The 25,683-nt window shown below is 62.0% G+C and carries 30 protein-coding genes; 26 read left to right on the top strand and 4 right to left on the bottom strand.

The window, feature by feature from the left end:
* From KXJ60_RS18150 to KXJ60_RS18140, 3 genes are read left to right on the top strand one after another with little or no spacing between them, the layout of a single operon-like run.
* Positions 1-660: an HAD-IA family hydrolase gene (locus KXJ60_RS18150; protein WP_291131185.1), complete on the top strand. Its 660-nt coding sequence runs from the start codon at positions 1-3 to the stop codon at positions 658-660.
* A gap of 7 nt (positions 661-667) precedes the next feature.
* Entirely contained in the window at positions 668-1,048 is a 381-nt protein-coding gene (locus tag KXJ60_RS18145) for a Rieske 2Fe-2S domain-containing protein (RefSeq protein ID WP_291131183.1), read from the top strand.
* A gap of 12 nt (positions 1,049-1,060) precedes the next feature.
* Positions 1,061-2,041, top strand: a complete 981-nt coding sequence (locus KXJ60_RS18140) for a S49 family peptidase (RefSeq protein WP_291131181.1) — start codon at positions 1,061-1,063, stop codon at positions 2,039-2,041.
* Positions 2,042-2,074: 33 nt separating this feature from the next.
* On the opposite strand, the gene galE is transcribed toward KXJ60_RS18140, so the two are convergent.
* Positions 2,075-3,106: a UDP-glucose 4-epimerase GalE gene (gene galE, locus KXJ60_RS18135; RefSeq protein WP_291131179.1), complete on the bottom strand. Its 1,032-nt coding sequence runs from the start codon at positions 3,104-3,106 to the stop codon at positions 2,075-2,077.
* A gap of 4 nt (positions 3,107-3,110) precedes the next feature.
* On the bottom strand, positions 3,111-4,547 hold the full coding sequence (locus tag KXJ60_RS18130) for a mannose-1-phosphate guanylyltransferase/mannose-6-phosphate isomerase (protein ID WP_291131177.1): 1,437 nt from the start codon (positions 4,545-4,547) through the stop codon (positions 3,111-3,113).
* Between the two features lie 133 nt (positions 4,548-4,680).
* Here KXJ60_RS18130 and galU point away from each other — a divergent pair, with 133 nt between their 5' ends.
* On the top strand, positions 4,681-5,565 hold the full coding sequence (galU, locus tag KXJ60_RS18125; protein WP_291131175.1) for a UTP--glucose-1-phosphate uridylyltransferase GalU: 885 nt from the start codon (positions 4,681-4,683) through the stop codon (positions 5,563-5,565).
* Positions 5,566-5,575: 10 nt separating this feature from the next.
* Here galU and KXJ60_RS18120 read toward each other — a convergent pair whose 3' ends face one another.
* Positions 5,576-6,370, bottom strand: a complete 795-nt coding sequence (locus tag KXJ60_RS18120; RefSeq protein WP_291131173.1) for an SAM-dependent methyltransferase — start codon at positions 6,368-6,370, stop codon at positions 5,576-5,578.
* A 2-nt stretch (positions 6,371-6,372) separates the two neighbouring features.
* Positions 6,373-6,984, bottom strand: coding sequence for a Maf family nucleotide pyrophosphatase (locus tag KXJ60_RS18115; protein WP_291131171.1), 612 nt, complete (start codon positions 6,982-6,984; stop codon positions 6,373-6,375).
* Between the two features lie 36 nt (positions 6,985-7,020).
* Between KXJ60_RS18115 and KXJ60_RS18110 the strand changes: the two genes are divergently transcribed.
* From KXJ60_RS18110 to acpS, 22 genes are all read left to right on the top strand, one after another.
* Positions 7,021-7,584 (top strand): DUF177 domain-containing protein, encoded by a 564-nt coding sequence (locus KXJ60_RS18110; RefSeq protein ID WP_291131169.1) that lies wholly within the window; start codon positions 7,021-7,023, stop codon positions 7,582-7,584.
* 160 nt (positions 7,585-7,744) lie between these two features.
* Complete coding sequence (gene rpmF, locus KXJ60_RS18105; protein ID WP_005794249.1) at positions 7,745-7,927, top strand: 50S ribosomal protein L32; 183 nt, start codon at positions 7,745-7,747, stop codon at positions 7,925-7,927.
* A gap of 134 nt (positions 7,928-8,061) precedes the next feature.
* Positions 8,062-9,123 carry a phosphate acyltransferase PlsX gene (gene plsX, locus KXJ60_RS18100; protein ID WP_291131167.1) on the top strand — a complete coding sequence of 354 codons (1,062 nt, stop codon included), beginning with the start codon at positions 8,062-8,064 and terminating at the stop codon, positions 9,121-9,123.
* A 19-nt stretch (positions 9,124-9,142) separates the two neighbouring features.
* Entirely contained in the window at positions 9,143-10,120 is a 978-nt protein-coding gene (locus KXJ60_RS18095) for a beta-ketoacyl-ACP synthase III (RefSeq protein ID WP_291131165.1), read from the top strand.
* Positions 10,121-10,153: 33 nt separating this feature from the next.
* Complete coding sequence (gene fabD / locus KXJ60_RS18090) at positions 10,154-11,104, top strand: ACP S-malonyltransferase (protein WP_291131163.1); 951 nt, start codon at positions 10,154-10,156, stop codon at positions 11,102-11,104.
* Positions 11,105-11,118: 14 nt separating this feature from the next.
* Entirely contained in the window at positions 11,119-11,880 is a 762-nt protein-coding gene (gene fabG, locus KXJ60_RS18085) for a 3-oxoacyl-ACP reductase FabG (protein WP_291131161.1), read from the top strand.
* A gap of 119 nt (positions 11,881-11,999) precedes the next feature.
* Positions 12,000-12,239: an acyl carrier protein gene (acpP, locus tag KXJ60_RS18080; RefSeq protein ID WP_204733718.1), complete on the top strand. Its 240-nt coding sequence runs from the start codon at positions 12,000-12,002 to the stop codon at positions 12,237-12,239.
* A gap of 7 nt (positions 12,240-12,246) precedes the next feature.
* Positions 12,247-13,491, top strand: coding sequence for a beta-ketoacyl-ACP synthase II (fabF, locus tag KXJ60_RS18075; protein WP_291131158.1), 1,245 nt, complete (start codon positions 12,247-12,249; stop codon positions 13,489-13,491).
* A 174-nt stretch (positions 13,492-13,665) separates the two neighbouring features.
* On the top strand, positions 13,666-13,983 hold the full coding sequence (locus tag KXJ60_RS18070) for a hypothetical protein (RefSeq protein ID WP_291131156.1): 318 nt from the start codon (positions 13,666-13,668) through the stop codon (positions 13,981-13,983).
* A 43-nt stretch (positions 13,984-14,026) separates the two neighbouring features.
* Entirely contained in the window at positions 14,027-14,668 is a 642-nt protein-coding gene (gene rpoE / locus KXJ60_RS18065; protein WP_291131154.1) for an RNA polymerase sigma factor RpoE, read from the top strand.
* A gap of 72 nt (positions 14,669-14,740) precedes the next feature.
* Entirely contained in the window at positions 14,741-15,445 is a 705-nt protein-coding gene (locus KXJ60_RS18060; RefSeq protein WP_291131152.1) for a sigma-E factor negative regulatory protein, read from the top strand.
* Between the two features lie 6 nt (positions 15,446-15,451).
* The gene (locus KXJ60_RS18055) at positions 15,452-16,543 is read left to right on the top strand and encodes a MucB/RseB C-terminal domain-containing protein (RefSeq protein WP_291131150.1); all 1,092 of its coding nucleotides are present in this window, start codon (positions 15,452-15,454) and stop codon (positions 16,541-16,543) included.
* A 112-nt stretch (positions 16,544-16,655) separates the two neighbouring features.
* A complete protein-coding gene (locus KXJ60_RS18050; protein WP_291131148.1) occupies positions 16,656-18,164 on the top strand; it encodes a Do family serine endopeptidase in 1,509 nt (502 codons plus the stop codon).
* A 220-nt stretch (positions 18,165-18,384) separates the two neighbouring features.
* A complete protein-coding gene (locus KXJ60_RS18045) occupies positions 18,385-18,603 on the top strand; it encodes a hypothetical protein (protein WP_291131147.1) in 219 nt (72 codons plus the stop codon).
* A 69-nt stretch (positions 18,604-18,672) separates the two neighbouring features.
* Positions 18,673-20,481: a translation elongation factor 4 gene (gene lepA, locus KXJ60_RS18040; RefSeq protein ID WP_291131146.1), complete on the top strand. Its 1,809-nt coding sequence runs from the start codon at positions 18,673-18,675 to the stop codon at positions 20,479-20,481.
* 11 nt (positions 20,482-20,492) lie between these two features.
* A complete protein-coding gene (lepB, locus tag KXJ60_RS18035) occupies positions 20,493-21,458 on the top strand; it encodes a signal peptidase I (RefSeq protein ID WP_291131145.1) in 966 nt (321 codons plus the stop codon).
* Positions 21,459-21,488: 30 nt separating this feature from the next.
* A complete protein-coding gene (locus KXJ60_RS18030) occupies positions 21,489-21,836 on the top strand; it encodes a DUF4845 domain-containing protein (RefSeq protein WP_291131144.1) in 348 nt (115 codons plus the stop codon).
* A gap of 55 nt (positions 21,837-21,891) precedes the next feature.
* A complete protein-coding gene (gene rnc, locus KXJ60_RS18025) occupies positions 21,892-22,611 on the top strand; it encodes a ribonuclease III (protein ID WP_291131142.1) in 720 nt (239 codons plus the stop codon).
* Between the two features lie 51 nt (positions 22,612-22,662).
* Positions 22,663-23,652, top strand: coding sequence for a GTPase Era (gene era / locus KXJ60_RS18020; protein ID WP_291131140.1), 990 nt, complete (start codon positions 22,663-22,665; stop codon positions 23,650-23,652).
* A 46-nt stretch (positions 23,653-23,698) separates the two neighbouring features.
* Positions 23,699-24,514, top strand: a complete 816-nt coding sequence (recO, locus tag KXJ60_RS18015; RefSeq protein ID WP_291131138.1) for a DNA repair protein RecO — start codon at positions 23,699-23,701, stop codon at positions 24,512-24,514.
* Positions 24,511-25,284, top strand: coding sequence for a pyridoxine 5'-phosphate synthase (locus tag KXJ60_RS18010; protein ID WP_291131136.1), 774 nt, complete (start codon positions 24,511-24,513; stop codon positions 25,282-25,284). The genes recO and KXJ60_RS18010 overlap by 4 nt, the downstream gene beginning before the upstream one ends.
* A complete protein-coding gene (gene acpS / locus KXJ60_RS18005) occupies positions 25,281-25,673 on the top strand; it encodes a holo-ACP synthase (protein WP_291131134.1) in 393 nt (130 codons plus the stop codon). Before KXJ60_RS18010 ends, acpS begins: the two co-directional genes overlap by 4 nt.
* Positions 25,674-25,683: the final 10 nt, after the last annotated feature.

The raw sequence follows: 25,683 nt of genomic DNA, 5'->3' as shown, positions 1-25,683 counted from the left end.
ATGCGTGCACGCCAATTCGACCTCATCGCTTTCGACTGGGACGGTACCCTGTTCGATTCCACGGCGCTCATCACGCGCTGCATCCAGGCAGCCGTCGTCGATGTGGGAGGGGCGCCGCCGTCGCGCGAGGCCGCCAGCTACGTCATCGGCATGGGGCTCATGCAGGCGCTGGCGCACGCCGCACCCGATGTGCCTCCTGAAAAGTACCCGGAGCTGGGGCAGCGCTACCGGCACCATTACATTGCACAGCAGCACGAGCTCAGTCTGTTTGAGGGCGTGCTGCCCCTGCTGGCCGAACTCAAGCAGCGGCAGCACTGGCTCACGGTGGCCACCGGCAAAAGCCGTCAGGGCCTCAACGAGGTGTTGCGCACCGTGGAGCTGCAGGGCGTGTTCGATGGGTCGCGCACGGCCGATGAAACCGCAGGCAAACCCCACCCGCGCATGCTGCACGAACTCATGCGTGAGTTCGGCGTTGCGCCGGAGCGCACGCTCATGATTGGCGACACCACACATGACCTGCAAATGGCGGTGAACGCGGGATGCGCCAGCGTGGGGGTGAGCTACGGCGCCCACGAGCCTGACAGCTTTGCCGTCCTCAACCCGTTGCACATCGCGCATTCGGTGCGCGAGTTGCACGACTGGCTCAACGCGCACGCCTGAGGCCATCATGACCATCCCCGCCGACGATCCGGTCTACCCACTGTGCAACAGCAGGGACCTGGTCAACGGGGGGCGGGCGGTGTCGTTCGACGTGGTGTACGCTGGCCAGACCTGCCGGGCGTTTGCCGTGCGCTACCGGGGACAGCCGCATGCGTACCTGAACCGGTGTGCCCACGTGGCCATGGAAATGGACTGGCAGCCTGACCGATTCTTCGACGACAGCGGCCAATGGCTGTTGTGCGCCACCCACGGTGCCGTTTATGCCCCGGACACCGGTGCCTGCAGCGGCGGGCCATGCCGGGGCGGGCTGGTCAAGATCGAGCTGGTCGAGCACGACGGCGTGGTGCACTGGCGGTCACAATACCACCTCAAACCCCTTGAATTCTGAGAGCCTTGAACCATGAACGACGACCTGTCCAGCCCGTCCGCCCACGCCTCCAGCGATCGCACACAGAGCGTCGCCTGGGAGCGCGCCACACTGGAAAAGCTGGTCTTCGCGACCATCCGTGAACAGCAGTCTGCGCGCCGCTGGAAGATGTTCAGCCGGCTGCTCTGGCTCGCCATCTTTGGCGCGATCGCCTGGTTTGCCTACACCAGCAACACGACCACGACGGTCAGCACGCCCCACACGGCGGTGGTGGACATCAAGGGCGAGATCGCGAGCGGGGCGGAGGCCAGCGCAGAGTATGTGGTGGCTTCGCTGCGGTCCGCATTCGAGGACGAAGGCGCGCAGGCGGTGGTGTTGCTGATCAACTCGCCCGGTGGCAGCCCGGTACAGGCCGGCATCATCAACGACGAAATCACGCGCCTCAAGGCCCTGCACAACAAGAAGGTGTACGCGGTGGTTGAAGAAACCTGCGCGTCTGCCGCGTACTACATCGCTGCCGCCGCCGACGACATCTACGTCGACAAGGCCAGCCTGGTGGGCAGCATTGGTGTTCTCATGGATGGCTTCGGTTTTACAGGGCTGATGGACAAGCTTGGGATTGAACGCCGACTGGTCACCGCCGGTGCCAACAAGGCCATGCTGGATCCCTTCAGCCCGCAGGACGAGGCTCAACGTGCCTACATCCAGAACATGCTCGGCGAAATCCATACCCAGTTCATCGAGGTGGTGAAAAAAGGGCGCGGTACGCGCCTGAAAGAGACCAGCGATACGTTCAGCGGGCTGGTGTGGAATGGTCAACAGGCGGTCGCTCTGGGCCTGGCCGACGGTCTGGGCAACCTGGACTACGTGGCGCGCGAGGTCATCAAGGCCGAGGAGATCGTGGACTACACCCGCCGTGAAAACGTGGGCCTGCGCCTGGCCAAGCGCTTTGGCGCCAGCATGGGTGAAGGCATGTTCCTGGCAGCCCGCGCAGCGGGCGTTCAGCTCAAGTAACGCGAATCCGGCGGGCGCAGCAGCCCGCCGTTCTCAACCCCTGTAGCCCGTGGGGTTGGCGCTCTGCCAGCGCCAGGTGTCGGCGCACATTTCATCCAGCGAGTGCTTCGCCTGCCAACCCAGCAGGCGCAAGGCCAATGCCGGATCGGCCCAGCATTGCGCCACGTCGCCCGCACGGCGCGGTGCGATCTGGTAGGGAATGGGGCGTCCACTGGCCTTTTCGAATGCGTGCACAACGTCCAGCACGCTGTGCCCTTGGCCAGTGCCCAGATTCACGGTGAAGCTCTCGCTCCGGCCCAGCAAGGCCTGGATCGCTGCCACATGTCCGGCGGCCAGGTCCTGCACGTGGATGTAGTCGCGCACACCTGTGCCATCGGGCGTGGGGTAGTCGTTGCCGTACACGTTGAGGTGCTCGCGCTGCCCCACGGCCACCTGAGCCACGTACGGCATCAGGTTGTTGGGAATGCCGCTGGGGTCTTCGCCCATCAGACCGCTGGGGTGTGCGCCCACCGGATTGAAGTAACGCAGGGTGCCCACCCGCCACGCCGGGTTGGCAGCGCATACCGCCGCCAGCATGTCTTCAATGACCAGCTTGCTGTGACCGTATGGGTTGGTGTGGCTTCGCGGGAAGCTCTCGGTGATGGGCACTGAAGCCGGGTCGCCATACACGGTGGCGCTGCTGGAGAACACCAGTGTGGGCGTCAGGGTGGTGTCCTCGGCGTGCACCGCGCTCATTGCACGCATCAGGCTGACTGCACCGCCGATGTTGTTGTGGAAGTACTTGAGGGGCTGGGCCACGCTTTCGCCCACCGCTTTGTCTCCCGCGAAGTGAATCACCCCGACGGGCCTGTGGCGGCGCAGCACATCTTGCAGCCACGCGGTGTCCAGCACGTCACCGCGCTCCAGAGACACCGGCCGGCCTGTGATGCGCGCCAGGCGATCCAGCACCAGCGGATGGCTGTTGGCAAAGTTGTCGAGCACCACGGGCTCGAAGCCTGCCTCGATCAAGGCCACGGCGGTGTGGCTGCCGATGTAGCCCGCGCCTCCGGTGAGCAGAATCTTCATGGCCTCATTTTTTGGCAGGTTCGGGCTGGCGGCCATAGATGTCCTCGAGCCGAACAATGTCGTCTTCGCCCAGGTAGCTGCCCGATTGCACCTCGATCATCTCCAGCACCATCTTCCCGGGGTTGTGCAGCCGGTGCACTTCGCCGATGGGAATATAGGTGGACTGGTTTTCAGAGAGCAGGTAGACCTCCTGGCCCCGCGTGACCTCTGCGGTCCCCTTGACAATGATCCAGTGCTCGGCGCGGTGATGGTGCTTCTGCAGGCTAAGGGAGGCACCGGGTTTGACGCCGATGCGTTTGACCTGGAACCGCTCGCCCATGTCGACACTGTCGTACCAACCCCAGGGACGGGCCACGCGCCGGTGCATGGCGGCCTGGGGAATCTGTCGCTGTGCGAGATGGGCCACCACGTCTTTCACCTGTTCGGCATGGTCGCGTTGGGCGACCAGCAAGGCGTCTGGCGTGTCGATGATCAGAAGGTCTTGTGTGCCGAGCGCCACCACTGTTCGGCCCGGCGCGTGGATGAAGGTGTTGCGCGCGTTCAGCGCATGCCCCTGCCCGGTGATGCGGTTGCCCGCATCGTCGGCATCGGTGAGTTCGGCCACGGCGTTCCAGCTTCCGACGTCGCTCCACTGTCCCTGGAAGGGGACCACCGCCACATTGTCGTGGGGCTCCATGACCGCGTAATCGATGCTCTGCGATCGGCAGGACAAGAACGGTTCGGCCTGCGGCCGCACAAAGTGGATTTGACCCACCGTGTCCTCGCGCGGCGCTGCCATCGCGTTTTCGCACGACTGCAGGATGTCGGCAGCGTGTTGCGCCAGCGCTGCGAGCAGTGTGCTGGCCCGGGTCAAAAAGATGCCCGCGTTCCACAGCACATGGCCCTGCAGCAGCAGGGCCTGCGCCGCGGCCGGAGCGGGCTTTTCGATGAAGCGCGCCACCTGGCGGCTGCCATCTGCCCGCTCATCTCCCTGCTGGATGTAGCCGTAAGCACTGCTGGGGAAGCTGGGCACCACACCAAAGGTGACGATGGCACCCGCCTCAGCCGCCGGAACACCTTCGCGAATGGTTTTGGCGAAGGCGGCCGCATCGGGTATGTGGTGGTCTGAGGGGCAGAACAGCAGGAGCGGGTCGGCGTTGTTTGCCGCACGGGCAAGCAATGCTGCCAAGGCCATCGCAGCGGCCGTGTTGCGCGCGGCGGGCTCCAGCAGCACCTGGCCCGGCACGTTTTCCGCTTCAATCGCATCGGCCACCAGAAAGCGATGGTCTTCGGCGGCCACACAAATGACGGGGTTGTCACACCAGGCGAGTCGGTCCAGTGTCAGTTGCAGCAGGCTCTTGTTGCCGACAAGGGGCACAAACTGTTTGGGAAAACTCTGACGGCTCAGCGGCCACAGGCGGGTGCCTGAGCCTCCGCAAAGGATGACGGGGGTGATGCTCATGCGCGTTGGATGTGGAGTATTTGGGGCTTCGCCCCGCCTTCAATCCGCTGCAGTGTAGCCTTTCGATGGACGCCGGCACGTTGGCGTTTAATATGTTGCGTCTTTCTTCACGAACGCGCGAGCGCAAGCCAACATGACAATCCGAAAAGCCGTATTTCCTGTGGGTGGCCTGGGTACCCGCTTCCTCCCAGCCACCAAAGCCATCCCGAAGGAAATGCTGCCGGTGGTCGACAAACCGCTCATGCAATACGCCGTGGAGGAAGCTTACGCGGCTGGTATCCGCGAAATGATCTTCGTCACGGGCCGCCACAAGCGCTCGATCGAAGATCACTTCGACACCGCTTACGAACTCGAGATGGAGCTGGAAGCGGCCGGTAAATCAGCGCTGCTCGAGTTGGTGCACTCCATCAAGCCCGAAGACATGGACTGCGTGTACGTGCGTCAGCCACGCGCGTTGGGCTTGGGTCATGCCGTGCTGTGTGCCGAACGCCTGGTCGGCAATGAGCCTTTTGCCGTGCTGCTGGCAGACGACCTGATGATGGGCAAGGACCAGGGACAAGGTGGGCCGACCGTGCTGCAGCAGATGGTGCAGGCTTATGAGTCCAGCCCGGGCACTGTGCTCGCCGTGCAGGACGTGCCGCGTGCCGAGACGCGCAGGTATGGTGTGGTGGACGTCCATGGCGCCAACCAGGCACTTGCTGAGGTGTTTGCGATGGTCGAGAAGCCGGCCCCTGAAGTGGCTCCGTCGACCCTCGCGGTGGCGGGGCGCTACATCCTCACGCCGGGCGTCTTCGAAAGTATTCGCCGTCAACCGCGTGGCGCCGGCGGCGAAATCCAGCTCACCGATGGCATTGCGGACTTGATCGGTACGGAGAAAGTGCAGGCCTTCCGCTACGACGGCAAGCGCTACGACTGTGGCAGCAAGGAAGGCTTTCTGGAAGCCACGATCGATCTTGCATTGGCCAACGCGGAGCTCAGCGGCTCGGTGCGTGCGCACCTCAAGCGTCTGGCGGTCTGAGCGCGCGGACTCAGCGTCCCAGCAGGAAAACGCAAGGGGCTTCGAGCGGCAGGCTGGCCGCCAGACGTGGGTCTCGTTTCCAGTCGTTGACGAGCGCACTGCGGCAGACCTGCTGAGGCAGCGTGAGTGCGCCGCACACCGCCAGGCGCGTGTGCGGGTGCAAGGTTTGGAGCATGCCTTGAAGCAGCGCGGCGTTGCGGTACGGCGTCTCAATGACGATTTGCGTCTGACCGGTTTTCAGTGCGAGGGATTCAAGCTCTTTGAGCCTTTGGGCGCGCTCAAGCGTGTCTTGGGGCACGTACCCGACGAAGGCGAAGCTCTGTCCGTTCAGGCCGCTGGCCGCGAGTGCCAGCATCAGCGAAATGGGGCCCGTGAGCGGCACCACGCGCACCCCCAGCGTGTGTGCGGCGCGAACAATGGAGCTGCCCGGATCCGCTATGGCTGGCATGCCTGCCTCACTGACCAACCCCATGTCGTGCCCGAGCTCAGCAGGTGAGAGCAGTTCTCGGGCCTGTGCATCCACATCCGCATGTGGGACGTGATCGCCTTTTTTGTGCGCTGCCTTGGGCAGTTCCACCACATGCTGCGCCTGCAGTGGCGCGGCCAGTGGATGCACGGCGTCGATACGCTTGAGGAATGCACGGGTGCTCTTGGCGTTTTCTGTGATCCAGTGGGTGATACGGCTTGCCGTCATCCATGTTTCTGCTGGTAGCCATTCACCCGCAGAGGCTGGCACGTCCTGTTTGATGCCGAAGTCCAGCGGCGTCGGTACGAGATAAAGCGTGCCGCGCGCGGCAGGGTGCATCGTCACAGAATCTCCACCCCAGCTGCTCGAATCAGGCGGCAGGTCCGGATAAGAGGCAGTCCCACCAAGGCCGTAGGATCGTCGTTGTCAATGCGCTCCAGCAGCGCGATGCCCAGACCCTCGCTCTTGGCGCTGCCTGCGCAGTCATAGGGTTGTTCCGTGCGCAGGTAGTGCTCGATCTCACGGTCGCTCAGGTCGCGAAACACCACGCTGACCGCCGCCATATCGCATTGCTCGAACCCCGTCGCCTCGCAGACCACGGCCAATGCGGTCTGAAACACCACGGTCTGGCCGCGCATACGGCGCAACTGTTCGACCGCACGTTCGTGCGTTCCAGGTTTGCCAAGTGGCTGACCGTTCAGGTCCGCGACCTGGTCGCTGCCAATGACGACCGCTTGAGGGTGCCGTTGAGCCACATCGCGTGCCTTCTCCAAAGCCAGTCTCCGTGCGAGTTCCGCCGGCTGCTCGCCCGGATTTGGGGTTTCATCGACGCGTGGTGCCACCGCATCAAAGGGAAGCCGCAGTCTGGAGAGCAGCTCATGGCGGTAGCGTGACGTCGAGCCCAGAATGAGGGCTCGTGAGGCGGTGGCGGGCATGTCTGGAGCATCGTTCATGCCGGTATTCTCCCCGCATTCTTTTACACTGCCCGGATGAAATCCACCTCAAAGTCTGCCTGGAATCCGCAGCGTCTCGACGCCAGAGCTTTCGCCCAGGCAGGCGCCAGCTTGACGGCCACTGAAGAATTGCCTCAGTTTGAGCGTCTGTATGCAGACGTGACAAGCGACGACGCCGAGCCGCATTCCAGCGTCACCTGGCAGGCACGCGGTGAAATGAGGCCCGCTGACAGCGGTGGCGCACCGTCGGTTTGGCTGCATCTGGAGGCGACGACGGTTGTCCCTTTGACGTGCCAGCGATGCCTGGGGCCTGTTCATACGCCGTTGGCGGTCGACCGTTGGTACCGTTTTGTAGCCGACGAGGCAACGGCTGCGGCTGAGGACGATGAATGCGAAGAAGACCTGTTGGCGCTGGAGCCGCGGCCGAACTTGCACGATGTGCTCGAAGACGAACTCCTCATGGAGTTGCCGCTGGTTCCCATGCACGAGAACTGCCCGCAGCCGGTGAAGCTTCAATCAGAAGACTTTTCTGCTGAATCCGATGAGGCCCCGGCTGCGCGCAAGAATCCTTTTGCCGATCTCGCGCGCCTGAAAAAGTGACTTTGGCGAGGCGGCGGCTTCGGGCTATAATCCTTGGCTTTGCGCTGGCATCCATTCGCACGTTGACGTGACGGGTCAGGCGCTCAACCGGTTGAACGGGGCAACAATGGCGCTCCGTTTGTGCCACCCCGTTTGACCTTACCGATTTCAGGAGCCCACCATGGCTGTTCAGCAAAACAAAAAGTCCCCCTCCAAGCGCGGCATGCACCGCTCGCACAATGCACTGAACGTTCCCGGTATTGCCGTGGAGCCGACCACTGGTGAAACCCATCTGCGCCACCACATCAGCCCCAACGGCTTCTACCGTGGCCGCCAGGTGCTGAAAAACAAGTCTGAAGCCTAAATGACGGGCTGCCACTGGCCTCGCCGCGGTGTCGCGAACGGGGTCAGGCTGGCAATGAAGTCACAGGCCCGCATGCCAAATGCGGGCTTTTTTCATTCTCGGGGCGCGTGCTGCGTCCGATCCGGGGTGTTGTCATGATCACCATCGCAGTGGATTGCATGGGGGGCGATGTCGGGCCTGCGGTCACCCTGCCGGCTTGTGCGGCTTTCCTCGCCAGTCACCCTCAGGCCCAAGTGCTCCTCGTGGGCAAGGCAGACGTTTTTCGAGCCTGGCCGCAGTTGCTCAACAACGTTCGCTGCAGTGTTGTGCCCGCAAGCGAGTTGGTGACCATGGATGACCCTGTGGAGGTGGCATTGCGGCGAAAAAAAGATTCGTCGATGCGCGTTGCCATCAATCAAGTGAAAGACGGGGCGGCTCAGGCGGCCGTGTCTGCAGGCAATACGGGTGCGCTCATGGCGATTGCCCGGTATGTCCTGAAAACCATGGATGGCATTGACCGGCCTGCAATTGCCACACAGATGCCCAATGCCCGCGGTACGGCGACCACCGTGCTGGACCTTGGGGCCAATGTCGATTGCTCCGCAGAGCACCTTCTTCAGTTTGCCGTCATGGGCTCGGCGCTGGTGGCGGCGGCCACCGGTCGGCCGGAGCCCAGCGTGGGCCTGCTGAATGTGGGCGAAGAGGTGATCAAAGGCAGTGAAGTCATCAAAAAAGCGGGCGTATTGTTGCGAAATGCGGCCAACACCGGCGATTTGAATTTTTTTGGGAATGTCGAGGGTGACGATATCTTCAAGGGTACGACCGACATCGTGGTGTGCGACGGCTTTGTCGGCAACGTGGCGTTGAAGGCAAGTGAAGGCCTGGCATCCATGATCAGTGGCTTCATCCGTGAGGAGTTCTCGAAGAGCTTGTTCCGGAAATTGAGTGCAATCATCGCTTATCCGGTCCTAAAGTCGTTCAAAAATCGGGTAGATCACCGGCGGTATAACGGTGCGGCCTTGCTGGGTCTGCAAGGTCTGGTCTTCAAGAGCCATGGATCCGCCGACGCGTTCGCTTTTGAACAGGCGCTGGCCCGGGCTTATGATGCGGCCCACAATCAACTGCTCAACAATGTTCGAGAGCGTATCGCCCACGCAAAGCCGCTGATCTCGCCCGATGCTTTGCCGAGCGAGTTGAAAAGCATCCCAACGCTCTGAATCTTCCCGACCCGTCTGCATGACACGCTACGCCCGCATCACAGGCACCGGCAGCACCCTGCCGCCCCAGAGGTTGACGAACGCCGACATGGTCGCAATGCTGGCGCCGCGTGGCGTGGACACCAGCGACGAGTGGATCGTCGAGCGCACAGGCATACGCGCACGCCATTTCGTGGCTGAGGGCGTTTACGCCAGCGACCTGGCGGTCGAAGCCTCTCAGCGGGCAATGACTGCGGCAGGCGTTGAGCCTTCAGAGATCGATTTGATTATTGTGGCCACGTCCACGCCAGACATGGTGTTTCCGTCTACCGCGGCCATCCTTCAGCACAAGCTGGGGATTGCAGGTTGTCCGGTGTTTGACGTCCAGGCCGTTTGCAGTGGTTTCATTTATGCCCTGACGGTTGCCGATTCGTTGATCCGTTCTGGCACAGCGAACAAAGCCTTGGTGGTGGGCAGTGAGATTTTCAGCCGTTTGCTGGATTTCAACGATCGCACGACCTGTGTCTTGTTTGGAGACGGTGCTGGCGCGGTGGTGCTCGAGTCCTCAGATGTGCCTGGCATCCTCGCGACGGATATTCATGCCGATGGCAAGCATACGGGCATTCTGTGTGTGCCCGGGCACGTGTCCGGCGGGCAGATTCTCGGCGACCCGTTGCTCAAGATGGACGGCCAGGCCGTGTTCAAGCTGGCCGTCGGTGTGCTGGAAGACACCGCGCGTGCCACGCTCGCCAAGGCGGGGAAAACCACGCAAGATATTGACTGGTTGATCCCGCATCAGGCCAACATCCGCATCATGCACAGCACGGCTCGCAAGCTCAAGCTGCCGCTGGACAAAGTGGTTGTGACCGTGGATCAGCACGGCAACACCTCGGCCGCCTCGATTCCCCTGGCACTCGACCATGCAGTGCGCCTTGGCCGGGTCAAAAAAGGGGACACCGTCATGCTGGAAGGTGTCGGTGGAGGCTTCACTTGGGGCTCTGTGTTGCTCGATTTCTGACCAAGCGCACCTCTCTCTCGTTTTGATTACGCCATGAAAAATTTTGCTTTTGTATTCCCCGGCCAGGGTTCACAGGCCGTGGGCATGCTGGACGCCTGGGGCGAACACCCAGCGGTGCGAGACACCTTGGCTGAGGCTTCGGAGGCCTTGGGCGAAGATGTGGGCCGCCTGATTCAAGAAGGCCCCGCAGACGTGTTGGCCATGACGGTCAATACACAGCCTGTGATGCTGATTGCCGGTATCGCCGCCTGGCGCGTCTGGCGTGCTGAAGGAGGCGCGGTACCTTCCGTGATGGCAGGGCATTCTTTGGGCGAGTACGCCGCTTTGGTGGCCTCGGGTGTGCTCACGCTCGCGCAGGCTGCTCCCTTGGTGCGTTTCCGTGCGCAGGCCATGCAGGATGCCGTTCCAGCGGGTGCGGGTGCAATGGCTGCCGTGCTGGGGCTGAGCGCGGATGCGGTGGTGGCGGGTTGTCGTGAAGCTCAGGCGAGCTTCGGGCCCGGCAGCATCGAGGTGGTTGAAGCCGTCAACTACAACGACCCGATGCAGACTGTGATTGCCGGCAGCAAGGCTGCTGTGGAGAAGGCGTGTGAAGTCCTCAAGGGTCAGGGCGCCAAGCGCACGCTGCCCTTGCCTGTGTCGGCACCCTTTCACTCCAGTCTGATGAAGCCAGCAGCGGAAAAGCTGAAAGAAAAGCTCACGGCCACGGCCTTCGCGACACCGCAGATACCGGTGCTGAACAATATTGATGTCGTTGCGGAATCCGATACTGATCGTATTCGTGATGCGCTCTATCGGCAGGCCTTTGGGCCCGTGCGTTGGGTCGAATGTGTCGGTGCCATCAAGGCGAGTGGCGTGGATATCGTGGTCGAGTGCGGCCCTCGCAAGGTGCTCGCATCGATGATCAAGCGCATCGATCCCACGCTGACCAGTGCCGCCCTCTTTGATCCCGCCACATTGGCTGAGGTCCAGGCCTTGCTTGCCTGAAGCTGGAGTACCCCATGTCTGAAATCAAATTCGCGGGCCAAGTGGCTCTGGTCACCGGTGCTTCACGCGGGATCGGTGCAGCGATTGCACTGGAGCTTGCCCATCGGGGCGTGATCGTGATCGGAACGGCGACGAGCGAAGATGGCGCGGCGCGGATTGGAGCAGCACTTACTGCGGCACCTGGCGCGAGCGGCGAATGCCGTGGTGCCAAACTGGACGTCAATGACGCCGCGGCTGCCGAGGCACTGATTGACGAAATCGTTAAAACCCACGGGGGTCTTCATGTGTTGGTCAACAACGCCGGCATCACCCGCGACATGCTGGCAATGCGCCTGAAGGACGATGACTGGGATGCGGTGCTCGACACCAACTTGAAGGCGGTGTTTCGCATGAGTCGCGCGGTCATCCGTCCGATGATGAAGCAGCGCTACGGTCGTATCGTGAGTATCACGAGTGTGGTGGGCGCGTCGGGTAACGCCGGCCAGGCCAACTACGCGGCTGCCAAAGCCGGTGTGGCTGGCATGACGCGTGCGCTGGCGCGCGAGTTGGGCAGTCGCAACATCACGGTCAATTGCGTGGCGCCTGGTTTTATTGAAACCGATATGACTGCAGCGCTGCCCGAAGAGCAGCAGAAGGCGCTGCTGGGTCAGATTCCCCTGGGCCACCTGGGCAAGCCCGCCGACATTGCGCATGCTGTGTCTTACCTGGCGAGCCCGCAGGCTGCATACGTCACCGGACAGGAGCTGCACGTCAATGGCGGCATGTTCATGTCCTGACGCTCGCCGCATCCATCGAATCCTTTGCGCCGCGCCAGCCGCCCGGCGGGCCGTCTGGGGTCACCACCCCGGCGCGGCTAAAATGGCGGTCTGTATTTCAACCACCCTCAGAGGGACCTATGAGCGATATCGAAGCACGTGTGAAGAAAATCATTGCCGAACAACTCGGTGTGGAAGAGGGGCAGGTCACAAATGAAAAGGCCTTTGTTGCCGACCTGGGCGCTGATTCGCTGGACACGGTTGAACTGGTGATGGCACTGGAAGACGAATTCGGTATCGAAATTCCCGACGAAGAAGCAGAGAAGATCACCACCGTTCAAAAGGCCATCGATTACGCCTTGGCTCACCAGAAAGCCTGAAGCACAGATGAGCCGTCGCCGCGTCGTCGTGACCGGCCTGGGTTGTATCAGCCCCGTGGGCAACACGGTGGCCGACTCCTGGGCCAACCTCCTGGCTGGGCAATCCGGCATCGACTTCATCACAAAGTTCGATGCGTCGAACTTCGCCTGCAAGTTTGCAGGAGAGGTCAAGGGGTTCAACCTGGACGAGTACATCACCGCGAAGGAAGCGCGGACGATGGACACTTTCATTCACTATGGAGTCGCTGCGTCCATGCAGGCTGTGGCCGACGCTGGCTTGCCAACTGGCGACCAGCTTGGCGATGAGCAGGCTACCCGTATAGGCTGTGTGATTGGTTCCGGTATCGGTGGTCTGCCTCTGATCGAGGAGACACACGCCGAGCTGACCAATCGGGGCCCTCGCAGGATCACGCCTTTCTTCGTGCCCGCCTCGATCATCAACATGATCTCTGGTCACGTGTCGATGAAGTTCGGGTTTAAAGGCCCGAACATTGCCATCGTCACAGCTTGTACCACTGGCCTGCATTGCATTGGCGAGGCCGGGCGCATGATCGAATATGGCGACGCCGACGTGATGATTGCGGGCGGCTCCGAGGCCACGGTTTCGCCCTTGGGGATCGGCGGCTTCGCTGCAATGCGCGCGCTGTCCACCCGCAATGAGGACCCGAAAACCGCCTCCCGACCCTGGGACAAGGACCGTGATGGGTTCGTGCTGGGCGAGGGTGCTGGCGTCATGGTGCTTGAAGAGTACGAACACGCCAAGGCGCGCGGTGCGAAGATTTATGCGGAATTGAGCGGGTTTGGCATGAGTGCCGACGCAGGCCATATGACCGCGCCGAACATGGATGGCCCCCGCAGGGCCATGCTCGGGGCCTTGCGCAATGCTGGCGTCAATCCGGACGAGGTCGACTACCTGAATGCGCACGGTACGTCGACGCCGCTGGGTGACATCAACGAAACCAATGCGATCAAGGCGGCGTTGGGCGACCACGCCAAACGGATGTTGGTCAGCTCGACGAAATCGATGACGGGGCACCTGCTGGGTGGGGCTGGCGGCATCGAGTCCGTGTTTACCGTGCTCGCTTTGCACCATCAGAAGGTGCCACCCACCATCAACATCTTCAATCAGGATCCTGAATGTGACCTGGACTATTGCGCCAACGTCGCACGCGATGTGAAGATGGATGTGGCGCTCAAGAACAACTTCGGATTTGGCGGTACCAACGGCACGCTGGTATTCCGTCGCATCTGAACGTACCGGCCGTCTTTATCTTTAAGCGCACCCATGCACAACGCCCCATCGGTGATATTCCCGGTGGGGCGTTGCGCTTTATATGCTGGGTTGTTGGGAGCGCTCGCGGCGTTGGGCGGGCTTGTGCTGGTAGCGTGGTGGATATATGCACCCGTGCCGACATGGGCCGGGAGCATGGCGAGCGCCGTCTGGTTGATGTGGGTGGCGTTCGCGCTCGGCAGCTGGCGGCGTACGCCGCAGGGTCGGATTGCCTGGCGGGCGACCGAAAGGCGCGCCGTCGCCGCGATGCCAGGCCAGTGGCATTGGTTGAGTGCCGCATGTCCGGAGGGGGCGCCCATCGAGCGCGTGGAGCTCGTGCTGGACCTACAGGTCTGCCTCCTTTTGCGCTTGCACAATGCGGACTCGCTCACCCGCTGGGTCTGGGTGGAGCGCATCCGCGACCCCGCGCACTGGACCGAGCTCCGCCGTGCGCTGTGGGCAGCACGAGCTTGAGCGCTCCGGTGGCACAGGTTGCGTCGGTTATATTTCCGCGCGCATGACTCTCGAAGACCACACCGCCCCGCCACCGCCAGACAGCGACGTCATGTTGGTGCAACGCACGCTTGCGGGCGAGCAGCGGGCCTTCGAGATGCTGGTCGTCAAGTACCAGCGGCGCGTTGAGCGCCTAATCGGTCGGATGGTGCGCGATTCCGATCTGGTTCAGGATATCGCCCAGGAGACGTTCATCCGGGCATACCGTGCGTTGGCTCAATTCAGGGGTGACGCACAGTTCTACACCTGGCTCTACCGCATCGCGGTCAATACTGCGAAAAAGCAGCTGATGGAGCTCAAGCGCGACCCCCTGGTTTTTCAGTCGCAGATGAAATCCGGCGACGATGATGAAACTTCCGGGCCGGAACGCGAACTAAATTCTGGTGTGGCTGATACCGAAACGCCCGAAGCGGTGCTGGCCAGCAAGGAAATCGCGCAAGCCGTCAACGCGGCGATGGATGCGTTGCCCGAAGAGCTCCGCATGGCGATCACCCTGCGGGAAATCGAGGGCATGAGCTATGAAGAAATTGCCACAGCCCTCGATTGCCCCATCGGTACGGTGCGTTCCCGGATATTTCGGGCGCGCGAGGCCATTTCAGGGCGCATCAAGCCGATGCTCGAGCGCCAGACGGGCAAACGCTGGTAAGAAGGGCTCAAGCTGGCCGCTGAAATGCAGCTTGCCGGTAGCCCAGCGATTAGGGAAGTTCAGGAAGTCATCATGAATGCCGCACAAGTCAACACGAACCCCGCAGGGCTGAAGGCCGCTGAACCGCCTTTGCTGGACGAAGCACTGTCTGCTTTGGTTGATGGTGAGTTGGATGCCGGGGAACTCCCCGGCCTGTTCTTGAAGCTGGACCAGCTCCAGCCCGAGGCGATGGAGAGCTGGCACGCGTACCAGCTGATCGGCGATGTGTTGCGTGGCGAGCCGCCTTTGGCGTCCCTGGTGCGCCCCAGCGATTTTCTGGCGGGTGTGCGCGGCCGTCTGGAGCAGGAAGCCTCGCCCTTGCATCTGATGCCGCGCGCAAACCCTAAAGGGGAAACGCGCTATCTGGCTGCACCATCGGCGCCTGCTGCGAATGACGCGGTCTTCCGGTGGAAACTGGTCGCTGGGCTGGCTTCATTGGCAGCGGTCATGGCTGTGAGCTGGAGCGTGCTCAGCAGCACCCCTCGCGGCGTGGGGGGCGATGCATCCCCGCAAATCGCAGCCGTGCCGGCTGGTTCCGCGCCGGCATTGGCGGCTTCGACAAAGTCCAGCGATCCTGCTGCCACGGCTGTGGTGGTGAACACGGGGCAGGGCACCCTGATCCGAGATGCGCGCCTCGAACAGCTGCTCGCCGAGCACCGGCAAAACGGTGGTATGTCGGCGCTGCAAAATCCCACCGGCTTCATCCGCAACGCCACCTATGAGTCCGAAGGACGCTAAAGCGCCATGACGTTTGCTTCGCCTCTGCCTTTTCATGGTGACGACGCACGTTCCGCGTTGCAATCGCGCGGCCTGGATGCTCGCAGGCCGGTCATGCGGCGGTGGGGGGCGGCCGCGTTGGTCGCTTTGGCGTCTGGATTCATGTCGCCAGTGCACGCGCAGAATGCGCTGCAGAACCCTGCGAACGCGCGCAGTGTCAATGAGTGGCTCACCCGCATGCATGAAGCCTCGCGTCAGCGTTCCTACATCGGTACGCTGGTGGTGTCGGCGGGCAGTTCCATGTCGGCCTCCAAGATCTGGCACGTGTGCGACGGCGCTCAGCAGATGGAGCGGGTGGATACGTTGACCGGTGCCCCGCGAACCACCATTCGCCGCAACAAGGAAGTCATCACCTTCGTGCCCGACGCGAAAACGGCGATCGTGGAGAAGCGGGAGTCGCTGGGAATGTTTCCAGAGCTGCTGCGCACACCCAGCAACGTGATTCCCCAGTTTTACAGCGCCCAGGAAGTGGGTGTTCAGCGGATCGCTGGTCATGTGGCAGACATGGTCGAAATCCTGCCGCGCGATGACCTGCGCTTTGGATATCGCATCTGGTCCGAGCGCCAGACCGGGCTTGTCGTGAAGCTGCAAACCCTGGGTGAGCGCGGCACGGTTCTGGAGCAAGTGGCATTCTCCGAGCTGCAGCTTGATGCGCCTGTGAGCATGGAAAAGCTCACCAAGCTCATGAAGGACACGCGGGGCTACGAAGTTCACAAGCCCATTTTGAAAAAGACCACCGCCGAAGCGGAAGGTTGGCGCCTCAAGGAGCCGGTTCCTGGCTTCACCCCCATGAGTTGCCACACGCGCGATACGCCCGGCGCTGGCGCGCAAGGGTCGAGTGCCTCATCCATGCAATGGGTGTTTTCAGATGGCCTTGCTTCCGTGTCTTTGTTTGTGGAGCCCTTCGATTCGCAACGACACTCCCAAGAATCCATGGCAGAGGTGGGCGCGACACATTCCGTGAACCGTCGCGTGGGTGATTATTGGCTCACCGTCATTGGCGAAGTGCCTGCGCCCACGTTGCGGCGTTTCGCCGCTGCACTGGAGCGAACACGGTAAGCTGGCCCGGGAGCCGCCGGAGGCGCTTCACTTCGCCACGAGGCGTTGCCGCCGGGTGGCTGTCATTTGTTTTGCTTTCTTCCTTGCTTTGCGTACCTGTTAAAGGATCACCATGACGCATGTCCGCACCACTGGCTCATCTCTGCGCGCCTTGCTGCCCGCGATCGTCCTCGCAGCTGGCGGCGGCACCGCTTTGGTTTTTCACACCTCCGCCCTCGCTCAAGCCCCTGTCGTGCCGACGGTACCGCCTGCGGCCAGCGTGCGTGGCTTGCCTGACTTCACCGATCTGGTGGACCTGGTGGGTCCTTCAGTGGTCAACATCCGGACTCTGGAGCGAGCGAAAGAGGGCGCCGCTGGCGGCTCCCCAGATGAGCAAATGCTCGAGTTCTTCAAGCGCTTCGGTATCCCGATTCCACCGGGTGTGACACCCAGGACGCCTCGCCAGGACCGTGCCCCCTCGGAGGAGGCTCAACCACGCGGCGTGGGCTCGGGGTTTGTGTTGAGTGCGGATGGCCTCATCATGACCAACGCACACGTCGTCGACGGCGCGGATGAACTCATCGTCACCTTGCCCGACAAGCGCGAGTTCAAGGCCAAGCTGGTCGGCGCGGACAAGCGCACCGATGTGGCGCTGGTGAAGATTGACGTCACCGGCCTGACCGCAGTGAAGATTGGCGACGTCAACCGTCTGCGCGTGGGCGAATGGGTGATGGCCATTGGCTCGCCGTTTGGTCTTGAGAACACGGTGACGGCCGGCATCGTGAGCGCCAAGCAGCGCGATACCGGTGACTTTCTCCCGTTCATCCAGACCGACGTGGCCATCAATCCAGGCAACTCGGGTGGGCCGCTGATCAACATGCGTGGCGAAGTGGTGGGCATCAACAGCCAGATTTATTCCCGATCAGGCGGTTTCCAGGGGATTTCGTTCGCCATTCCAATCGATGAAGCCGTGCGTGTGTCCGATCAGCTCAAGACGAGCGGTCGTGTGACCCGTGGCCGCATCGGCGTCCAGATCGATCAGGTCAGCAAGGACGTGGCGGAGGCCATTGGCCTGGGGCAGCCCAAGGGCGCTCTCGTGAGGGGTGTGGAACCCAACTCGCCTGCGTCCAAAGCGGGGGTTGAGCCCGGTGACATCATCGTGAAGTTCGATGGCAAGGACATCGACAAGTCGGTCGATCTGCCGCGGCTGGTGGGTAACACCAAGCCGGGCAACAAGAGCAGCATCACAGTCTTTCGGCGCGGCAGCCAGCGTGAGCTGTCGATCATCGTGGCCGAGCTCGAGCCTGAACGCACGGAGGCAAAGGCCTCTGCGCCAGAGGCGGTCAAACCGCAGGCCAGCAATGCGCTCCAGGCATTGGGTTTGAGCCTGGCCGAGTTGTCGGCGGCAGAGAAAAAAGAGCTCAATCTCAAAGGCGGCGTGCGCGTGGCATCGGCAGAGGGCGCTGCGGCACGTGCGGGGCTTCGTGAGGGTGACGTGATTGTGGCGATTGCCAATGTCGAGACCGCCAGCGTGAAAGATGTGGAGGCGGCACTGAGCAAGTTGGAGAAATCGCGACCCATCAATGTGCTGTTCCGCCGCGGCGAGTGGGCGCAGTACGCCGTCATCCGGGCGCCCCGCTGAAGTTCGTGTTCGCGCTCAATACCCCTGAAGTGCTGAAGGGCATGCGGGTTATTGAGCGCGGTGGCTGATTCACCACATCTTGTTTTGCCCACCCTCCGAGCGTCTCAGCATCCTGTTTGTTAGTGAATGCTCACAATCATTACCTGTCTTGTGTCTGAATTCGCTAAAATGCGAGCGGTTGTGAGCTGATTCACATCTGGTGTTGGCAGGACGATTCACGATGTGGAAGTCCAGCGCCTCTGGATCGGTTCATCCACAAGCCACGCACAAGTTGCCCTCTCTTTCTGTGGATAACCTGTGCAAAAATTTGAATGTTGCTGCGCTGCAACAGGGCAATCCTGGCGGGTTTGGGGTGTGCATTCCGGGCTTTTTGCCTACAATGAAACCCCAACTATCGCAGTTGCCATTGATTGTTGGTTACGGGCGCGTCAGCAGCTGACGCGCCCTTTTTTATGGCCGCCCGTTCCTGCGTGAACCTGCGGTTTTTTCGTTCCCGAGTCGTTTCCTGATGAACCACATCCGCAATTTTTCGATCATCGCGCACATCGATCATGGCAAGTCCACGCTCGCTGACCGGATCATTTCCCTGTGCGGTGGGTTGTCCGACCGTGAGATGAGCGAGCAGGTGCTCGACTCGATGGACATCGAGAAAGAGCGCGGTATCACCATCAAGGCGCAGACGGCTGCTCTCAAGTACAAGGCCCGCAACGGCGAGGTTTACAACCTCAACTTGATCGACACGCCCGGGCATGTCGACTTTTCGTATGAGGTGTCGCGCTCCCTGTCCGCCTGCGAAGGCGCGTTGTTGGTGGTCGATGCCAGTCAAGGTGTTGAGGCGCAGACAGTGGCCAACTGCTACACCGCGCTCGACTTGGGTGTCGAAGTGGTGCCGGTGCTCAACAAGATGGATTTGCCCAACGCAGATCCAGAGAACGCCAAAAGCGAGATCGAAGATGTGATCGGGATCGATGCCACCGATGCGATCCCTTGCTCGGCGAAAACGGGTCTGGGTGTGGAAGACATCCTGGAGGCCGTGGTTGCTCGTATCCCACCTCCCAAGGGCCGGCCTGACGCACCATTGCGCGCCATGATCGTGGACAGCTGGTATGACGCCTATGTCGGCGTGGTGATGTTGGTGCGGGTGGTCGACGGGCGGTTGCAGAAGGGCGAGCGCTTCAAGATGATGGCCACCAACACCGTCTACAACGCCGATAACCTTGGCGTGTTCACGCCAGCCAACGAGCCGCGCGAATCGCTGGAGGCGGGTGAGGTCGGTTACATCATTGCGGGCATCAAGGAGCTGCAAGCGGCAAAGGTGGGTGACACCATCACGCTGGAGAAAAAGCTGCCGAACAACGCCGGACCTGCTGCCGAAGCGCTGCCCGGGTTCAAGGAGGTGCAGCCACAGGTGTTTGCGGGCCTCTATCCCACAGAAGCGAACCAGTACGACGCTCTGCGCGACGCACTGGAAAAACTCAAGCTCAACGATGCGTCGCTCCACTACGAGCCTGAAGTCTCTCAGGCGTTGGGCTTCGGTTTTCGCTGCGGCTTCCTGGGACTGCTGCACATGGAAATCGTGCAGGAGCGGCTGGAGCGCGAGTTCGATCAGGATCTGATCACCACCGCCCCGAGCGTGGTCTACCAGGTCGTCAAGCCCGACGGCGAGGTGATCATGGTGGAGAACCCATCCAAGATGCCCGATCAGGGCCGCATCGATGAAATTCGCGAGCCTATCGTGACCGTCCACCTCTACATGCCTCAAGAGTATGTCGGTGCGGTCATGACGCTGGCCAACCAGAAGCGCGGCCTGCAGATCAACATGGCCTACCACGGCAAGCAGGTCATGCTGACCTACGACATGCCGCTCGGTGAGATCGTGCTGGACTTTTTCGACAAACTGAAATCGGTCAGCCGTGGGTATGCCTCGATGGACTACGAGTTCAAGGAGTACCGCGCCTCCGATGTGGTGAAGGTCGACATCCTGCTCAACGGCGAGAAGGTGGACGCGCTGTCCATCATCGTGCACCGCACGCAGGCGCAGTACCGGGGTCGTGCGGTGGCGGCGAAGATGCGTGAGATCATCAGTCGCCAGATGTTCGATGTGGCCATTCAGGCGGCCATCGGTGGCAACGTGATCGCGCGCGAAACGATCAAGGCGCTGCGCAAGAACGTGCTGGCAAAATGCTACGGCGGCGACATCACCCGCAAACGCAAACTTCTCGAAAAACAGAAAGCAGGCAAGAAGCGCATGAAACAGATTGGCTCGGTCGAAGTTCCCCAAGAGGCTTTCCTCGCCATTTTGCAGGTGCAAGACTGATGCCGGCGGTCATGGGAACGATCACTGCGGTGATCCTCGCGGCATTTGTTGCCTATGCGGGGGCCTGGTACACCGGCGTCGTGGAGGGCAACTTTGCCGTGTTGCTGATGCTCGCCACGGCAGTGACGGGCGTGTACTGGGTGATCGAAAAATTGGTCTTCCTGCCCAAACGCCGGCGAGCGGCAGACCAGTTGCTGTTGGAGCACAACACCCGCAAGGAGGCGCTTCTCAAGCAAGGTTTCACGCACATTGAAGGCGATGTGGAAACCGCGCGCCACAAGTTGCTGGCCCAGCCTTGGTGGTTGGACTGGACGGCGGGGCTCTTCCCGGTGATTCTGGCGGTGTTCGTGCTGCGCTCGTTTCTGTTCGAGCCCTTCAAGATACCGTCTGGTTCCATGATTCCCACCTTGCGTGTGGGCGACCTCATACTGGTCAACAAATTTCACTACGGAGTGCGTTTGCCGGTGTTCAACACCAAGCTTCTGGCCAACAACGAACCCAAGCGGGGCGACGTTATGGTCTTTCGCTACCCGCCTCAGCCCAGCCTGGACTACATCAAGCGCGTGATTGGTGTTCCGGGCGATGAGGTTGCTTACTTGAACAAGCAGCTCACGGTCAACGGAAAGCCAGTTCCCCGTGTGGCACAGCCAGAGTTCTTTGACAGCGAAACCATGCGCTACGCCCGTCAGTTCCGCGAGACGCTCGACGCACGCAGCTACAACACGCTCAACGACGACGATCGGCCCGCCTTCATACAAGGTACGGCGCAGTTTCCGTTCAGCAATGCCTGCCGGTATACGGTGGAGGGGGTGACCTGCAAGGTGCCGCCTGGCCACTATTTCATGATGGGCGACAATCGCGACAACTCGCTGGACTCCCGCTACTGGGGTTTTGTGCCAGAGGCGAACATCGTTGGCAAAGCTTTTTTTGTCTGGATGAATTTTGGCGATCTCGGACGTATCGGGTCGTTCGAGTGAGGCCGTTGGTGGTTTCAACAGGGTGAACGCATGAAACTGAGACAAAAACAACGGGGGCTGACCTTTGTCGGCCTGCTCATCGTCGGCATCCTCCTCGCCTACTCTGGTGTCATCCTGGCCCAGGTGGCCCCCACGTATATCGAGTACCTCGCCGTGCAGAAGGCGGTCGACAAGGCGGCGAGCGGTAGCACGGTGGCTGAAGTGCGCAGTCTTTTCGACAAGGCGGCGAGCATCGATGACATTCGCACCGTCGCGGGCAAGGATTTGACGGTGGGTAAAGAGGGGGATCGCGTGGTGGTGTCTTTTGCCTACCAGCGCGAGATTCACCTCGCAGGTCCCGCGCACCTCGTGATGAAGTACGAAGGCCGTTCTAAGTGATGAGCGTTGTACAGCGCAGATGCACCGTTGGGCGCAGCGCCCCTTGAGCCCCGACATGCTGGCGCTGCAACAGCGCCTCCAACACCCCTTTGCCAACCCGCGCCTGCTTGAGCGCGCGCTCACGCATCGCAGCTTTACGGCCGATCACAACGAGCGACTGGAGTTTCTCGGAGACTCTGTGCTGAATCTGGCGGTGTCGGGTTTGCTGTTCGAAAAGCTCAGCCAGCTTCCTGAGGGCGACCTGTCCCGAGTCAGGGCCAATTTGGTCAAGCAGGAAACGCTGTTCCAGATTGCCTCGCAGCTCGGCTTGTCGCCATGCCTGCGGCTGGGCGATGGAGAAAAGCGGTCGGGTGGTCACAAAAGACCTTCCATCCTTGCCGATGCGCTGGAGGCCGTGATTGGCGCGGTGTATCTCGATGCTGGTTTTGAGGTGGCTGCCGCGCTGGTGCACCGCCTCTACAGCGGTGTCGAGCTCAATGCCCAAATGAGCGCGATGGGCAAAGACCCCAAGACCGAATTGCAGGAGTGGCTGCAGGCGCGCAAAATGAAGCTGCCGGTCTACCGCGTGGTCGCCACGCTCGGCGAGGCGCACAAGCAGACTTTTGACGTGGAGTGCACGGTGACTGAAACTGGGCGCAGCGAGCGGGGGATCGGTGCTTCAAGGCGGGCCGGCGAACAAGCTGCCGCCGCGGCCATGCTGCAACATTTGACAGCGGGCGTAACCTCTGCGGCCTCCGACTCCCCGGCCGTTCCCCGAACCGCCACGCAACCCTGATCCATGGCCCACTCTCCCGCTTCACCTCCTTCCAATCCCGATCTGGACGCCATGCTGGCTCGCGTTCTGGGCAAGGGCACGCCTCCTGCCGACCACGCTTCGCCGGCTGAATCTGCAGACCCGCAAGAAGTGCCGCTCACGGCTGCGCCTGCCGATCCGGAGAGCCAGCGGTGTGGGTACGTGGCGATCGTGGGAAAGCCCAATGTCGGCAAATCCACATTGCTCAATGCGCTGGTGGGTCAGAAGGTCAGCATCACCTCGCGCAAGGCGCAGACCACGCGTCACCGCATCACCGGCATGCGCACGGTGGGGCCGACGCAGTTCGTGTTCGTGGACACCCCCGGCTTTCAGACGCGCCATGGCAACGCGCTCAACCGCGCGCTCAACAAGACCGTGCTGGGGGCCGTGAACGATGTCGACCTTATTCTCTTTGTGGTTGAGGCGGGGCAATTCAACCTGGCCGACGCCAAGGTGTTGTCGCTGCTGCCGGCCAACGTGCCGGTGATGCTGGTGGCCAACAAGTTCGATCTCGTGCACCGTCGCGGCGATCTGGCGCCCTGGTTGCGCTCCATGCAGGAGCGCCATCCCTTTGCGGAATTCGTGCCGATGTCGGCCAAGGCTGCCAAAGACATCGAACGCTTGTTCGGCATCTGCGAAAAATACCTGCCCCAGCAACCCTGGATGCACGATCCTGACGACCTGACCGACCGAAGCGAGCGCTTCATGGCCAGCGAGATGGTGCGCGAGAAGCTCTTTCGTCTCACGGGCGACGAGCTGCCCTACACCTCCACGGTCATCATCGACAAGTTCGAGGAAGAGGGCTCGCTCAAGCGCATCGCGGCCACCATCGTGGTCGAGCGCGAGGGACACAAGGGCATGGTGATCGGTGAGAAGGGCGAAAAGCTCAAGCGCATCGGTACCGAAGCCCGGCAGGAGCTGGAGAAGCTCTGGGATTGCAAGGTGTTCCTGGAGCTGTGGGTCAAGGTGCGTTCGGGCTGGGCGGACGACGACGCACGGGTGCGCTCGTTCGGCTACGAGTAAAGCCCAAGGCTGCCGAGGTGCCCGCGCACACACGAGGCCGTGCTGCATGGCGTTGAAACGCTTTTCCGACGAGCCGGCTTTTGTGCTGCACCGCTACGACTGGAGCGAGACCAGTCTCGTGCTGGAGGTGTTCACCCGGCGTCACGGGCGTGTCGCTCTGGTGGCCAAAGGGGTGAAGCGGCCCACCTCACAGTTCCGTCCCGTGTTGTTGCCTTTGCAGCCCTTGCTCATTTCCTGGAGTGGGGATGCCGAAGTGCGTACGCTCAAGGCGGCGCAGTGGCAAGGCGGGCACGTCATGCCCACGGGCGAGGCCTTGATTTCAGGCGGCTACCTGAACGAGTTGCTCATGCGCTTGCTGGCGCGCGACGACCCCCATGAGCGATTGTTTGACCACTTCGCGATGGCTGTGCAGCTGTTGGCAGAGAAGGCCGATGCCCAGCCGTTGATATTGCGAGCGTTCGAGCTTCTGTTGCTGCGCGATGTGGGCTTGCTTCCCGATCTGGCATCAGAGGGCGGGACGCTGGCTCCCCTCGACGGGCAGCGCCGCTATGTGCTGGTGCCCGAGAGCGGGTTGGCGCCCGCGCACGATGCTGACCCACACGCCCTGACGGGCGAGCAGTGGGGTGATTTGCAGAGCGCCTTGGACGAGCCCGACCCTTTCCTGCCTGCCTTGCGCGCGTGCGCCGGTTGTTTGCAGGCAGTACGCATCCCGCTGCGCAACCTGCTGCACTACCATTGCGGCGTACGGGTGTTCAAGACGCGTCAGCTGATGCTCGATGTGCAGGCCATGACCCGACCGCCCGAAGCGCCCCACGGCGCTGGCTCCACTTCAGATCCTCTGCCCACCGCGACCGAATCATGACCGAGGCTTCCCGCTCCTTGCACCAGCCCACCGCCCTGTCGGTGAACCTCAACAAGGTGGCGCTGGTGCGCAATACCCGGCATCTGGGCATTCCTTCGGTCACCCGCGCGGCCACGCTGTGCCTTCAGGCCGGTGCGAGGGGCATCACTGTCCATCCCCGGCCCGACGAGCGCCATATCCGCGCCCATGATGTGCGCGAGCTCGCGGCGTTGCTCAAGGACTGGCCGGATCGCGAATACAACATCGAGGGCAACCCGTTTCACAACCTCATGGGCTTCGTGCGCGAGGTGCGCCCGCACCAGGTGACCTTCGTGCCCGACAGCGAAGGTCAGTTCACCAGCGATCACGGATGGCGATTCCCGGCTGATGCCGAGCGGCTTCGCCCCCTGGTGGCCGAGGCGCAGGCACTGGGCGCGCGCGTCAGCCTCTTCATGGATGCCGAGCCCGGGCAGATGGCAGCGGCGAGAGCGGTGGGTGCCGACCGGGTGGAGCTGTACACCGAGCCGTATGCGGCTGCATGGAATACACCCGAGCGCAACGTGCAACTGCAGCGCTTCAAGACCGCGGCGCAAGCGGCCACGCAAGCCGGCTTGGAGATCAATGCCGGACACGATCTGAATCGCGACAACCTCACCGCATTCCTGCGCACAGTCCCCGGCGTGCTGGAGGTGTCCATTGGTCACGCATTGATCGCGGATGCGCTTGAGCTGGGCTATGCCGCCACGGTGGCAAGCTACAACCGCTGCATAGACGACGCCTTCGCGCCATGATTTACGGCATTGGCACGGATGTGTGCGACATACGGCGCATCGAGGCCGTGCTGCAGCGCCAAGGCGAGCGCTTCGTCCGCAAGGTACTCACCGATGCGGAATTCACCGTCTGGCAAAAGCGCAGCGCACGCTGGCCGCAGCGCGGGCTGCGCTACCTGGCCACGCGTTTTTCTGCGAAAGAAGCGTTCTCCAAGGCGGTGGGCCTGGGCATTCGCATGCCCATGACCTGGCGAGCCTGCGAGGTGGCCAACCTGCCCAGCGGGCAACCGGTGATCGTGCTGTACGGCGATCTGAAAACCTGGTTCGAAGCGCAGGGCCTGCGAGCGCACGTCACGGTGACCGACGAAACCGACTACGCCGCCAGCTTCGTGGTGGTGGAGCGTGAATGACGCGCCCTGC

This window comes from Hydrogenophaga sp. (assembly GCF_019264445.1).
In the GTDB taxonomy this organism is placed as follows: Bacteria; Pseudomonadota; Gammaproteobacteria; order Burkholderiales; family Burkholderiaceae_C; genus Hydrogenophaga.
Note: the sequence above shows the minus strand (reverse complement) of the source record. Positions and strands in the feature narration are given on the sequence as shown.

What these genes read in the sequence shown, in the direction of transcription:
- KXJ60_RS18055 (WP_291131150.1), top strand. Translation starts at nt 15,452, where the DNA reads ATGACGTTTGCTTCGCCTCTGCCTTTTCATGGTGACGACGCACGTTCC.
- galE (WP_291131179.1), bottom strand. Translation starts at nt 3,106, where the DNA reads ATGAAGATTCTGCTCACCGGAGGCGCGGGCTACATCGGCAGCCACACC.
- rnc (WP_291131142.1), top strand. Translation starts at nt 21,892, where the DNA reads ATGCTGGCGCTGCAACAGCGCCTCCAACACCCCTTTGCCAACCCGCGC.
- recO (WP_291131138.1), top strand. Translation starts at nt 23,699, where the DNA reads ATGGCGTTGAAACGCTTTTCCGACGAGCCGGCTTTTGTGCTGCACCGC.
- KXJ60_RS18140 (WP_291131181.1), top strand. Translation starts at nt 1,061, where the DNA reads ATGAACGACGACCTGTCCAGCCCGTCCGCCCACGCCTCCAGCGATCGC.
- lepA (WP_291131146.1), top strand. Translation starts at nt 18,673, where the DNA reads ATGAACCACATCCGCAATTTTTCGATCATCGCGCACATCGATCATGGC.
- fabG (WP_291131161.1), top strand. Translation starts at nt 11,119, where the DNA reads ATGTCTGAAATCAAATTCGCGGGCCAAGTGGCTCTGGTCACCGGTGCT.
- KXJ60_RS18095 (WP_291131165.1), top strand. Translation starts at nt 9,143, where the DNA reads ATGACACGCTACGCCCGCATCACAGGCACCGGCAGCACCCTGCCGCCC.
- era (WP_291131140.1), top strand. Translation starts at nt 22,663, where the DNA reads ATGCTGGCTCGCGTTCTGGGCAAGGGCACGCCTCCTGCCGACCACGCT.
- fabD (WP_291131163.1), top strand. Translation starts at nt 10,154, where the DNA reads ATGAAAAATTTTGCTTTTGTATTCCCCGGCCAGGGTTCACAGGCCGTG.
- KXJ60_RS18130 (WP_291131177.1), bottom strand. Translation starts at nt 4,547, where the DNA reads ATGAGCATCACCCCCGTCATCCTTTGCGGAGGCTCAGGCACCCGCCTG.
- rpmF (WP_005794249.1), top strand. Translation starts at nt 7,745, where the DNA reads ATGGCTGTTCAGCAAAACAAAAAGTCCCCCTCCAAGCGCGGCATGCAC.
- lepB (WP_291131145.1), top strand. Translation starts at nt 20,493, where the DNA reads ATGGGAACGATCACTGCGGTGATCCTCGCGGCATTTGTTGCCTATGCG.
- KXJ60_RS18115 (WP_291131171.1), bottom strand. Translation starts at nt 6,984, where the DNA reads ATGAACGATGCTCCAGACATGCCCGCCACCGCCTCACGAGCCCTCATT.
- acpS (WP_291131134.1), top strand. Translation starts at nt 25,281, where the DNA reads ATGATTTACGGCATTGGCACGGATGTGTGCGACATACGGCGCATCGAG.
- KXJ60_RS18110 (WP_291131169.1), top strand. Translation starts at nt 7,021, where the DNA reads ATGAAATCCACCTCAAAGTCTGCCTGGAATCCGCAGCGTCTCGACGCC.
- KXJ60_RS18030 (WP_291131144.1), top strand. Translation starts at nt 21,489, where the DNA reads ATGAAACTGAGACAAAAACAACGGGGGCTGACCTTTGTCGGCCTGCTC.
- fabF (WP_291131158.1), top strand. Translation starts at nt 12,247, where the DNA reads ATGAGCCGTCGCCGCGTCGTCGTGACCGGCCTGGGTTGTATCAGCCCC.
- rpoE (WP_291131154.1), top strand. Translation starts at nt 14,027, where the DNA reads ATGACTCTCGAAGACCACACCGCCCCGCCACCGCCAGACAGCGACGTC.
- KXJ60_RS18145 (WP_291131183.1), top strand. Translation starts at nt 668, where the DNA reads ATGACCATCCCCGCCGACGATCCGGTCTACCCACTGTGCAACAGCAGG.
- KXJ60_RS18150 (WP_291131185.1), top strand. Translation starts at nt 1, where the DNA reads ATGCGTGCACGCCAATTCGACCTCATCGCTTTCGACTGGGACGGTACC.
- KXJ60_RS18120 (WP_291131173.1), bottom strand. Translation starts at nt 6,370, where the DNA reads ATGCACCCTGCCGCGCGCGGCACGCTTTATCTCGTACCGACGCCGCTG.
- KXJ60_RS18070 (WP_291131156.1), top strand. Translation starts at nt 13,666, where the DNA reads ATGGCGAGCGCCGTCTGGTTGATGTGGGTGGCGTTCGCGCTCGGCAGC.
- acpP (WP_204733718.1), top strand. Translation starts at nt 12,000, where the DNA reads ATGAGCGATATCGAAGCACGTGTGAAGAAAATCATTGCCGAACAACTC.
- KXJ60_RS18050 (WP_291131148.1), top strand. Translation starts at nt 16,656, where the DNA reads ATGACGCATGTCCGCACCACTGGCTCATCTCTGCGCGCCTTGCTGCCC.
- KXJ60_RS18060 (WP_291131152.1), top strand. Translation starts at nt 14,741, where the DNA reads ATGAATGCCGCACAAGTCAACACGAACCCCGCAGGGCTGAAGGCCGCT.
- plsX (WP_291131167.1), top strand. Translation starts at nt 8,062, where the DNA reads ATGATCACCATCGCAGTGGATTGCATGGGGGGCGATGTCGGGCCTGCG.
- galU (WP_291131175.1), top strand. Translation starts at nt 4,681, where the DNA reads ATGACAATCCGAAAAGCCGTATTTCCTGTGGGTGGCCTGGGTACCCGC.
- KXJ60_RS18045 (WP_291131147.1), top strand. Translation starts at nt 18,385, where the DNA reads ATGTGGAAGTCCAGCGCCTCTGGATCGGTTCATCCACAAGCCACGCAC.
- KXJ60_RS18010 (WP_291131136.1), top strand. Translation starts at nt 24,511, where the DNA reads ATGACCGAGGCTTCCCGCTCCTTGCACCAGCCCACCGCCCTGTCGGTG.